Source organism: Pirellulales bacterium (genome assembly GCA_019694455.1).
Taxonomy (GTDB): Bacteria; Planctomycetota; Planctomycetia; order Pirellulales; family JAEUIK01; genus JAIBBY01.
The window spans coordinates 95,626-106,493 of the sequence record JAIBBY010000009.1 but is presented as its reverse complement, the minus strand read 5'-3'; the positions used below and the strand labels follow the sequence as shown (position 1 = coordinate 106,493).

Annotated in this window: 7 protein-coding genes; 4 read left to right on the top strand and 3 right to left on the bottom strand. The window is 63.7% G+C overall.

The window, feature by feature from the left end; translation table 11 throughout:
- Both K1X71_05975 and K1X71_05970 read right to left on the bottom strand, forming a co-directional pair.
- A partial coding sequence (locus K1X71_05975) for a hypothetical protein (protein ID MBX7072677.1) occupies positions 1 to 249 on the bottom strand: 249 nt, incomplete at its 3' end.
- Between the two features lie 25 nt (positions 250 to 274).
- Complete coding sequence (locus K1X71_05970) at positions 275 to 1,018, bottom strand: glycosyltransferase family 39 protein (GenBank protein ID MBX7072676.1); 744 nt, start codon at positions 1,016 to 1,018, stop codon at positions 275 to 277.
- Positions 1,019 to 1,491: 473 nt separating this feature from the next.
- Between K1X71_05970 and K1X71_05965 the strand changes: the two genes are divergently transcribed.
- The 4 genes from K1X71_05965 (at position 1,492) to K1X71_05950 (ending at position 9,517) form a co-directional block, all read left to right on the top strand.
- Positions 1,492 to 2,841, top strand: coding sequence for a DUF1559 domain-containing protein (locus K1X71_05965; GenBank protein ID MBX7072675.1), 1,350 nt, complete (start codon positions 1,492 to 1,494; stop codon positions 2,839 to 2,841).
- A 195-nt stretch (positions 2,842 to 3,036) separates the two neighbouring features.
- Positions 3,037 to 3,345, top strand: coding sequence for a sister chromatid cohesion protein PDS5 (locus tag K1X71_05960; protein ID MBX7072674.1), 309 nt, complete (start codon positions 3,037 to 3,039; stop codon positions 3,343 to 3,345).
- 272 nt (positions 3,346 to 3,617) lie between these two features.
- Complete coding sequence (locus tag K1X71_05955) at positions 3,618 to 4,673, top strand: WD40 repeat domain-containing protein (protein MBX7072673.1); 1,056 nt, start codon at positions 3,618 to 3,620, stop codon at positions 4,671 to 4,673.
- A 116-nt stretch (positions 4,674 to 4,789) separates the two neighbouring features.
- Positions 4,790 to 9,517 carry a carboxypeptidase regulatory-like domain-containing protein gene (locus tag K1X71_05950; protein MBX7072672.1) on the top strand — a complete coding sequence of 1,576 codons (4,728 nt, stop codon included), beginning with the start codon at positions 4,790 to 4,792 and terminating at the stop codon, positions 9,515 to 9,517.
- A 21-nt stretch (positions 9,518 to 9,538) separates the two neighbouring features.
- Here the strand turns inward: K1X71_05950 and purD are convergent, their stop codons facing one another.
- A complete protein-coding gene (gene purD / locus K1X71_05945) occupies positions 9,539 to 10,837 on the bottom strand; it encodes a phosphoribosylamine--glycine ligase (protein ID MBX7072671.1) in 1,299 nt (432 codons plus the stop codon).
- Positions 10,838 to 10,868: the final 31 nt, after the last annotated feature.

The following is a 10,868-nucleotide window of genomic DNA, read 5'->3' as shown; positions in this document are numbered from 1 at the left end:
CCAGCGGCGATTGGCCTCGATGGTGGCGGCGATCACCAGCCAACTCAACAGGACCACGGGCGGCGAGATGGCCGCCAGCCACATGGCCCTGGCACGCGCGACACGCGGCGTTTGGCGGGGCGCGGCGGCGCCGGCGCGAATCACGCGTGCCAGCCAGACCAGCGCGCAGAGCGCGGCCAGCGCCACGACGTCGGGACAAAGGTCGCGCGCGAGCCAGAGCGTGGGGAAAACTTGGCGGCCGGGATTCATGTTCGATTGAGGTGCGAGAGGCGCATCAGGTTCTGTTGGTCAGGTAGAGCGAGAGCAGAAATAGCGCGACTTGCAGCGCCAGCGCCGCCGCGGTGATCGCGGCGCCGACGAGCCAATCGCGGCGTGAAAGGCGAGATGGTGGACCAGATTGTGGCCACGCACAGCGCGCGACGAGATAGAGCAGCATGGCGGCGGTGATCAGAATGCCGCTGATCTTGATCAAAAACCCAAGCTGCGCGGCGCCGACGGCGAGCCAGAATCTTTCGCGCAGCACGAATCGCGCGGCCAACAGGCCGCAGGCCGCCATGGGGACATCCATCCCGCAGAGCGCGATCTGGGCGCTAACCAGCGGTGTGGTGACGAGCGCCGCCGAGACCAGCGCCGCGCCGAGCGCGCCAGCCAGGGGGCGCGCCATTTGGAACGTGAAGAGGACCATCAGGCTGGCGCAGGCATACGTAAAGAGATGGTACAGCACCAGCGTGGCGGTCGCCGACCCGGTGAGCAGCATGGTGGCGGCGATGAGGGACGGCAGGATCGAAACGAGATAGAGTCGTGGTCCGCCGAGTCGCTCGCCTTCCTCGTCCAGCAGGCTGCGGAAGTCAAACCGCGTTTCGGCCAGGTAGTTGGCTTCCATCCAATGGCCCACCGCCTGATCGCGGGTGGGAGGGGAGTCGATCGTGTCCCAGTTCCAGATCGCCAGCGCGATGAATACGGCAAACCAGATTGCCCAAGACTCCCAGTGGCGGGGAGGCGCGGCCGGACCAGGCATGTGAAGCGGTGTTGCCGTCGCGCTCATGGACAGGTGAAAAACTGGAGGATTTGTGGGACCGTGTCACGGCCAGTCTAGTCGGGCTGGAACTTCTCTTTTGGAGATTTGCTTTGGAAGCTAACCAAAACCTGGCTCTCGCGGAAATCTTAAAATCTTGGTGAATCCGTCAAATTGCTTGACAGCGGTTGTGCTGCCAGTAGACTGCGGAATTGACAGGGCTTTCCGTTGCTTAGCGCTTGCTTGTCTTGACTCATCTCTCTGATTTTAGATTCAAGCGCTAGAGTTGTTGACTCAGGTCGCGGCGCCAAAGAGGCAATCATCGGCCCGCGGTTTGGAGTCGGGAAGCCCGTCGCGATCGCTGTCTGGGGGGTCGGAAAGCGCTCGCGGGAGGTTCGTGGTACGCGGAACAGCAGAGTGGCGCCGTCTCCGGCCAAGAGGAACTGGAGCACGAGGATCAGAAAAAGGTGATTCACATGTCTCGGCGAGCAAATCGAACAGGTTTCACGTTAGTCGAGCTGTTGGTGGTGATCGCGATCATCGGTATTTTGATCGCGCTTCTATTGCCAGCGGTGCAGGCTGCCCGACAGGCGGCTTGGCGGGCGCAATGCCAGAACAATATGAAGCAGATCGGCATTGCGATGCACAACTATCATTCGGCGGCAGGGAGCTTTCCGTGCGGCCTGATCGCCGGCGTCGGCAACCCGGCCGCGTTGATTGGCGCCAAAATCTCGGATGTCGGTAGCGTGGGCGCCGGCTCGATCGGCATTTGGCAGACAGCATACAGCTCTCTGCTGCCGTACATGGAAGCTCAGCAAGTGTTCGCGCTGCAGATTAAGGGCGCTTCTTGGCAGAGCCAGAATGCGGCCTATATGAAGGCAGTCATACCGAGCTTGGTTTGCCCGGCGAACGGCAACAAGACCAACCCCGCGCTGGAGCCCTACTTCGATTCGCTGGTGTCGGCAGTGATTGCCGCATTCCCCAGCGCAAATTTCCAGGGCTGGGACGGCACGGGCTGGGGCGTGACCGACTACTCGGTATGCAAGGGAGTCAGTGACGCCTGGTGCTTGTCGCCGTTCAACGTCGGCAACCTCAAGGAATTGAATGCGAATGGCGAAGATTCGTCGTTCACCGGTTACTTGTCGGTGGAGCGCGGCATGTTCGACGCCTGCTTCCCGAAGGAACTGGCCTTGCCGGGCGCCGCGTTCTGCTGCACCGAAGCGATGATTGGCGACGGCCTGAGCAACACGATTTGCGTGGGCGAGGCGGCCGAAGGCCCGAACTTCCCGCTGGTTGCCGACCCGGTCAACTGGTCGGTCGCAGTGGCGGGGACTCAGCAGCCATTCCCCTATCCGGGTGACGCCGCTCGCGGTCTGCCGGCCTATCAATTCTGGCATGCCCCGCCGATGCTCAAGCTGATCGACAAGGACCCCAGCGCCCGATTCGGCAGTGTGTTTGCCTGCACCTTGGAGCCGCTCAACAAGCGCCCGGTCACGCACACCTATGTGCCGATCGATTCGTCGGCCAGCGCCGCTAACTTGACGGCATATCTCAACTGCCGTCCGGGCATCATGTGGGCCGCCGCCGATGCTGGCTATCCCAACGGTGTGGACACTGATGGCGATAATATCGCCGATGGCGTGGTGGCGACTTCCTCGGGTCTGGCGCATCGCACCAGCAATTTCCGCGCGGATCACAAGGGAGGCGGCAACTTCATGATGGCCGATGGCTCGGTGACCTTCATTGCCGACACGATCGCGGCGCCGATTTATCGAGCGGCGTCGACCATCAACGGCGCTGAAGCGGTGAGCCTGCCTGGTAATTAGTACGGACCCTAGTAACGGCTGTAATCCCTACGTCCGGGCGCGCTTTGCAGGCCGCCCGGACGTTTTTTATTTTCCCAGCGGTTGACGATACCCCGGCGGCGAAACTAAGTTGCCGTTCTTCGGCTAGCAGCGCCCCCGTTTGCTGTGGCCGCTGGTCGTCGATTCGCCATCGCCAGGAACAGGACCTAATTCAACATGCACAGAATCTCGCTCGCATCGCTGGCGCTTGGCGCCATGTTGTTCGCCGCCGGCTGCGGTGGTTACAAGGAATTGACCCCGGACCAATCCAAGGTAATCGACGTTTACAACATCGATTACCAATTGAAGCGGCTCGAAGACAAAGACCCAGGCGTGCGCGCGGTGGCGATGGCCTGGATTCAAAAGATGCCCAAGGGAGACGCCGAGAAGGCGATTCCCAAGTTGCAGGAGATCGCCTCCAAGGACAAGGTGCCGGCCGTGCGCAAGAAGGCGCAAGAGACGATCACCAAGATTCAAGGGGGTTGAGCGTCCCCCGCATGATTTGAGCCATCCACGGGCCGCTGGCAAGAAGTTGCTAGCGGCCCTTTTTTTGCGCGCGGCGCAGGTTCAGCATGCGCAGCCGCGCCGCAAACTCTTGCCAGTCAGCGCTGATTGCCTGACTTCCGGCGATGCCTTCGCTGTTTCGCCTATGGTCCTACGGTCGCTCTGACCGATACAGACTCCAGAGGGTCTGCCCGCGCGGCCGTCGATTACTTCATGCGCGAGGTTGAAACTCAGGGTCCAAGGAGGGACGACGCATGATGGCGACAGGATTGACCACCCGACGACGAATGCTTGCGGTCCTGTTGGGCTCGTGCGCGATGGGGCCGCGACTGTTGGCGGCGGACGAGGCCGCTCCGGAACTGACCGCGCATCAGGTGATTCGCCTGCCGGCGCGGAGCGAAAACGATCGTCACCCCGTGATCACCGGTATGGCCCTCTCGCCCGATGGCCGCTTGCTGACCACCGCCGGCGACGACCACCTGTTGTACTTTTGGGACACCGCGAGTGGCCGCTTGCTGCATCGCGCTAAGGGGCACTCCGATTGGGTGCGGGCGTTGGCGATTCGGCCCGATGGCCGCGTGCTGGCTTCGGCCGGCCATGACGGCGCCATTTTGCTGTGGGACGCCGGGACGGGCGAACAGATGGGGACCGTCGCCACTCCGAGCGGCGCCGCCATCTATCAGCTCGCCTACAGCCCCGACGGCAAATCGCTGGCAGCGGTCGGTTTTGAGAGCAGCGCGCGGATTTATGATCCGGCTTCGGGGCGACTGCGGCTCACACTGCGGGCGGATGGGGCGGATCTGCGCACGGCGGCGTTTTCGACCGACGGGCAACTTTTTGCCGCGGCGGGGCGCAATGGCCACGTGCGTTTGTGGAATGCCGCCAGCGGTCAGCCCACGCAAGACATTCAGGCCGCGACGACGCGGATTCGATCGATCGCCTTCTCGCCCGACAGCCAACATTTGGTCACCGCGGGGGACAACTGCCCCGTCAGGTTGTGGTCGGTGGCCGATGGGTCGCAACTGCCGGAACTGCGCGGACGAGCGGGCAAGGTGCATTGCGTGGTGTTCTGCGGACCCGATCGACTGGCGACGGGGGGCGCGGACAACGTGATCCGCATTTGGGACCTGGCGGCGAGCGCCGAATCGGCCCGGCTGGTGGGGCACGAAGGAACGATAAGCGCGCTCAGTTGGCAGGCCGAGCAGAACTTGTTGGTGTCGGGGAGTTTCGACACCACAGTGCGGCTGTGGCAATTGCCGACGGCGGCGGCGGCGAGCACTGCCGCGCGACCGACGAACCCCATCGAATGAGTGACGCCCGGCGGAGCCGGGCTGAGCAGATCGCAAACGAACTAATCGACAAACGGCTCTTCGAGCCGCGCTAGCGAATCAACAGGGACGGCCGTAGACGGAACAAGGAGGTTCTCGTGGGCTTGTTTTCACGCATGCTTCGCGGCCAAAGCGGCCGCTCGCGCGACGCGCGCTCGGCGCCGATCACAAGCGCCCAGCGAAAATGCCACGTCGAGACGCTCGAACAGCGCCGCGTGATGGCCGGCGACATCCACGTGGGCATGGTGTACTTCGAGCCCAACGATGGGACCGACATCACCGGCAACACGCTACAGATCACCTGGAACGGCGGCGAGCCGAACACCCAGCTACAGCAGGTAGTGATCGACACCGACAAGCTGGGGGACGGCCTGACGATTGGCGACACGTTTTTCGACACGGCCGCCGGTGGGCAAGGGGCGTTCGGGTCGTATCCGTTTACCGTGGTCGATAGCACCGGCATTGACAGCGTGAACGCCACGGTGACCGATGGCGGCACCAAGCTCATTCTCGATTTCACCGGCTTCGACGTGGGCGAAAAGCTGACGTTCCGCATCGACGTCGACGAGATGGGCTTTCGGAGCGCCAATGCGGTGGCGGAGGGAAATGAGTTTGAAGGCTCGAAACTCGATGCCACCTTCACGGCGCCGCACTTTCATACCGCGGCCGCGGGCGACATCTTTCTTGACGACTTCGACTCGAAGTTCGCCGGCCTGGGACTGAATCTGCCAAACGACAACTATGTGCCGCCGGGAACCACATCGTCGCCGATTTTCACGGCGGGGGCGGCGTTCACGCTCAAGCAGGTTCCCCTGCCGATCCGCATCACCGGCACGGTGTACGAGGACATCAACTCCAACAACCAACAAGACACCGGTGACAACGGCATTGCCGGCGTGACGCTGGAACTGTGGAAAAACGACGGCAGTGGCTATGTGACCACCGGCGCCACCACAACGACCGACGCCGACGGCCACTACGCGTTCGAGAATGTGCTGCCAGGGCAATATTCGGTGCGCGAGGCGCAGCCGAGCAACTACTTCAGCGTGGGGGCGACCGCTGGCAAGGTGAACGGGGCCACCCGGGGCGTGGTGGCCAATAGCGACTCGATCACCGACGGCTCGCTGCTCGGCGGCGAGGAATGGCAGGCCAACGACTTTGCCGAGGTGCGTCCAGCGAGCCTCTCGGGCCATGTGTATCACGACGCGAACAACGATGGCGATCGTGACAGCGGCGAAGAAGGCATCGGCGGCGTGACCATCACCGTGCAGCGGTTGACCGATTCGGGGCCGCTGCCGGCGCCGATCACCGTGACCACGGCGGCGGACGGCACTTGGGTGGCGACCGGCCTGGCGCCGGGGGCGTATCGCGTCATCGAAACGCAACCGACCGGCTGGCTCGATGGCAAGGACCGTGGCGGCTCGGCGGGAGGAACCGCGCAGAATCCGGGCGATTTGATTGAAACCGCCCTGTTGGTCAGCGGCCAGTCGGGGGTGGACTACGACTTTGGCGAATTGCTGGCCAGCAGCATCAGCGGCCAGGTCCATGCCGACCGTGACGGCGATTGCGATCCCGATCCCGGCGAACCGCTATTGGCCGGCGTGACGATTCGACTGTACGACGCCAACAACAACCAGGTGGCCACTACCCAGACCGATCAGCAGGGGCGCTACACGTTCTCCAATCTGGCGCCGGGCGTCTACAAGGTGGTGGAAGAGCAGCCGAGCGGCTACTTCGGCACGGTGAGCCATCCCGGTTCGGTCAATGGCACGGCTGGACTCAACGAGATATCGGGCATCACGCTGACCTCGGGCACCACCGGAACCGACTACGACTTTTGCGAGTTCGAGCCGGTGGGCATCTCGGGGCACGTGTATGTCGACATCAACAACAATGGTGTCTTTGACTCGGGCGAGGCGCCGATTGCGGGCGTGACCATGCGCTTGCTGGCGGCCGACGGCACGCCAACGGGCGTCACCACCGTGACCGCCGCCGATGGCACGTACAGCTTTGAAGGCCTGGCGCCGGGTACTTACGGCGTGGCCGAAGATCAGCCGAGTGGCTACTTCGACGGCATCGACGCCGCCGGCAGCGAAGGGGGATTGGCGAGTAACCCCGGCGACTCGATCACGGGGGTGTTTCTGACGCCGAGCGTCTACGCCACCGATTACAACTTTGGCGAACTGCCCCCCGCGAGCATTCAAGGGCGCGTGCATGCCGACATGGATGGCGATTGCGAGCCGGACGAGAACGAACCGCTGCTGTCCGGAGTGACCATCTACTTGCTCAACGCCGATGGGGAGCGGATCGGCAGCACGACCACCGACATCAACGGCGAGTACAAGTTCGCCAACCTGGCGCCTGGGGTGTATGGCGTTGAGGAGATTCAGCCCTCGGCGTACTTCCAAGGCGACGCCATGGCAGGCGACGCTGGCGGCAGCGTCGTCGGGACCGACATGATCGTGGGAGTCATGCTCGACCCTGGACAGGACGCCGTGGACTACAACTTCTGCGAGGCGCTGCCGGCTAGCATCAGCGGACAGGTGCATGCCGACCGAGACGGCGACTGCGATCCCGACCCCGGCGAAATCCTGGTGCAAGGCGCGACGGTGTACTTGCTCGACGCCGAGGGAAATCGGATCGGCGAAACGACCACCGACAACAACGGCCGTTACAAGTTCGATGGATTGGAGCCGGGCGACTACGGGGTGGAACTGGCCGTGCCCGGCGGATACTTCAAGCGGGCGGCACACGCGGGCACATCGGGCGGTCAGGCCACGGATCAGGACAAAGTGATTGGCGCCGAACTGGGTTCTGGCGAACAGGGTGAGGATTACGACTTCTGCGTGGTCGAACCGGTCACGATTTCGGGCTCGGTGTATGCCGACCTGAATCAAAACTGTAATTTCGACAGCAGCGAGACGGGCATCGCAGGGGTGGTGATTCGCTTGCTCGACTCCGCCGGCAACTTTACCGGCGTCACAACGCTGACCAATGAAGATGGCTCGTACGAATTCTCGGGACTTCCGCCCGGAACCTATGGCGTGGCGGAAGTGCAGCCGAATGGCTACTTCAACGGTTGCGCCGAGCCGGGCACGCTGGGGGGCGACGATGATGACGCGGCCGACAGGATCACCGGTGTGGCCATTCCGCCGGCCGTTCACGCGCAGCACTACAACTTTGGCGAGCTGCCGCCAGGCAAGATCACTGGCTATGTCTTTCAGGATGGTCCGGCGATCGTCGTGCCCAACGGCACCGTGGTCGATATTCCGGCGATGCGCGACGGACAGCGCGACGCGGGCGACAAAGCCATTGCCGGCGTCAAGCTGCAACTCGGCACGCTATCGGGCGAGCCGGTGCTCGACGGCGCGGGTCAGCCGATCTTCGCCATCACCGACGCCAACGGCTACTACGAGTTCGGCGGGTTGGCGCCAGGTATGTACACGGTGTTCCAGGTGCAGCCGTCAGACTTCTTGAACGGACTCAACACGCCGGGCACCACGGGGGGCACGGTCTATCAGGCGGGGCGCGACATCTTGCCCGCCACGCTGACGCTGGCGCAAACCGGGGACGCGATCACGCGCATCTTTGTCGGGCCGGGCGGCTTGTCGAACGAGAACAATTTTGCCGAAGTGTTGGTGATGCCGCCGACGCCGCCGGTGGTTCAGCAGACGATCACGGCGGGCTTCATCCCGATCATTTCGCCGCCGCCGGCGCCGCAGCTGGGCGTGCCGTTGTTCTTTGTTCCGCCGCCTGGACTTTCGATTCTGCCGAATGCCCCGCCAATCGTGAACAACACCACATTCTTTGGCGGAGTGGGCTTTTTGGAAAGCTACACTTGGCATTTGAGCGTGGTGAACGGCGGCACGCCGCGCGGCAGCGCCGGTCCGACCGGTGCGATTGCCCGGCGCGTGAGCGCCCGCGACGATGCCTGGACGCACACCAACATGACCGACGCCGAGTGGACTCTGTATCAGGCGGGCAATGTGCAGCTCAAGCAGTTACAGTTTGGACGTCGGCATGCCAAGCCGATTGTGGGCGACTTCAACGGCGACGGCATCAGCGAAGTGGGCGTGTATGTCGATGGCGAATGGTTCATCGACGTGAATGGCAACGGCGCCTGGGACGAAGGGGACATGTGGGCCGAACTCGGCGGCATTGAAGACCTGCCGGTGGTCGGCGATTGGGACGGCGACGGCAAGACCGACATTGGCATTTTTGGCCCGTCGTGGCCGGGAGACGAGCGGGCGATCGCGGCCGAGCCCGGCCTGCCCGACCCCGAGAACCGCGCGCGCAACGTGCTGAAGAACGTGCCTCCGCAGCCATTCCAAGCGACCAGCGGCGCGCGCGATCTGCGCTTGACCGCGAGCGGTCAGCTACGGTCGGACGTGATCGACCATGTGTTTCGTCATGGTGTGGCGGGCGATGTGCCGCTGGCCGGCGACTGGAATGGCGACGGCGTACACTCGATCGCCCTCTTCGCGGGTGGCCTGTGGCACTTGGATGTCGATGGCGACGGTAAGCTGACGGCCAAGGACCAGAAGTTCGCCTATGGCAACGCGAACGATGTTCCGGTGGTGGGCGACTTCAATGGCGACGGCCAGAGCGACATCGGCGTCTACCGGCGCGGCGTCTGGTACATCGACACCGACAACAACCATCGGTTGGAGGCGCACGATCGCGCCTTCGAAGTGGGCGGGGCCGACGACATGCCGGTGGTGGGAGACTGGGACGGCGATGGACGCGATGAGCCGGGCACGTTCCAGCCTAGCCCGACCGTGGCGCCAGGTTCGGGCGCCTCGGACATTTCGGCGGTGACGCCGTAATAGCGGGCGGACCGGCGGAGATTACTCGTCGGTAACCGGTTCGTCGTCGAGGTTCAGCACCGCTTTGTCGGAGATGTCCTTGCGGCACCAGGCGCCATCCCAGCGGATGGCCTTGACCGCCGTATAGGCTTGCAGCTTGGCGGCGGGAATTGTGCCGCCCATGGCTGTGACGCCGAGCACGCGACCGCCGTCGGTGAGCACCTGGCCATCCGAGCGGACGGAGCCGGCGTGAAATACTTTGACGCCCGGCACTTTGGCGGCCTCGTCCAAGCCGCGAATTGGCTTGCCGCGCTCGTACGCGCCAGGATAGCCTCGGCTGGCCATGACGACGCAGATGGCAGGATCAGAGTGCCACTGCGGTCGCTCGACGCGCTCTAGCTGACCCTCGGCAGTCGCCAGGAGCAGTTCGACCAGATCGCTCTTGAGCCGCATCAGCATGGCCTGACATTCGGGATCGCCAAACCGGACGTTGTATTCCAGCACCTTGGGGCCTTGGTTGCCGATCATCAGGCCGGCGTACAGGACGCCGCGAAACGGCCGCCGCGAACGCTTCATGGCGTGGACGGTCGGCACCAGCACACGTTCTTCAATGTTGCGCATCAGCGCCGGCGTGACCAGCGGCGCCGGGGAGTAGGCGCCCATGCCGCCGGTGTTGGGGCCGGTGTCGCCATCGAAGGCGCGTTTGTGATCCTGGGCCGATTCGAGCGTCACGATGGTCCGGCCATCGGTGATGGCCATGATGCTGGCCTCTTCGCCATCGAGGCGTTCTTCGATGACGATCTGACTGCCGGCTTGGCCCAGCTCGTTGCGTATGGTCTCGACCGCCTCGATCGCCTCGTTGCGGCCGCTACAGACAAACACTCCCTTGCCGGCGGCCAGGCCATCGGCCTTGACGACGATCGGGACGTCTTCGCGGTCTTTCAGAAAGGTGGCGGCGCTGTCGGCGCTACGAAACACGCGGTAGTCGGCGGTTGGCACGTCGGCCTGGCGCAGCAGATTCTTGCAGAACGCCTTGCTTCCCTCGAGTTCCGCAGCCGCCTTGGTGGGACCGAAGATCCGCAGTTTTTCGGCCAGAAAGGCGTCGACGATTCCCGCCACTAGCGGCGCCTCGGGGCCGACCACGGTGAGTCCCACCTCGTTCTGCTTGGCGAACTTGATCAGCCGAGGGAAATCGGAGGGCGAGATATCCACGTTCTCGGCGTCGATCGCCGTGCCGGCGTTGCCGGGGGCGACGAAGATCTTGTCTGCCAGCGGACTTTGCGCGAGCTTCCAGGCCAGCGTGTGTTCGCGGCCGCCGGCGCCGATGACCAGAATGTTCATGCCTCTAGTTCCTATTTGTTCGCGCGCCGTT

Coding starts and splice junctions, on each gene's coding strand:
- K1X71_05970 (MBX7072676.1), bottom strand. CDS start 1,018: ATGCCTGGTCCGGCCGCGCCTCCCCGCCACTGGGAGTCTTGGGCAATC.
- purD (MBX7072671.1), bottom strand. CDS start 10,837: ATGAACATTCTGGTCATCGGCGCCGGCGGCCGCGAACACACGCTGGCC.
- K1X71_05965 (MBX7072675.1), top strand. CDS start 1,492: ATGTCTCGGCGAGCAAATCGAACAGGTTTCACGTTAGTCGAGCTGTTG.
- K1X71_05960 (MBX7072674.1), top strand. CDS start 3,037: ATGCACAGAATCTCGCTCGCATCGCTGGCGCTTGGCGCCATGTTGTTC.
- K1X71_05955 (MBX7072673.1), top strand. CDS start 3,618: ATGATGGCGACAGGATTGACCACCCGACGACGAATGCTTGCGGTCCTG.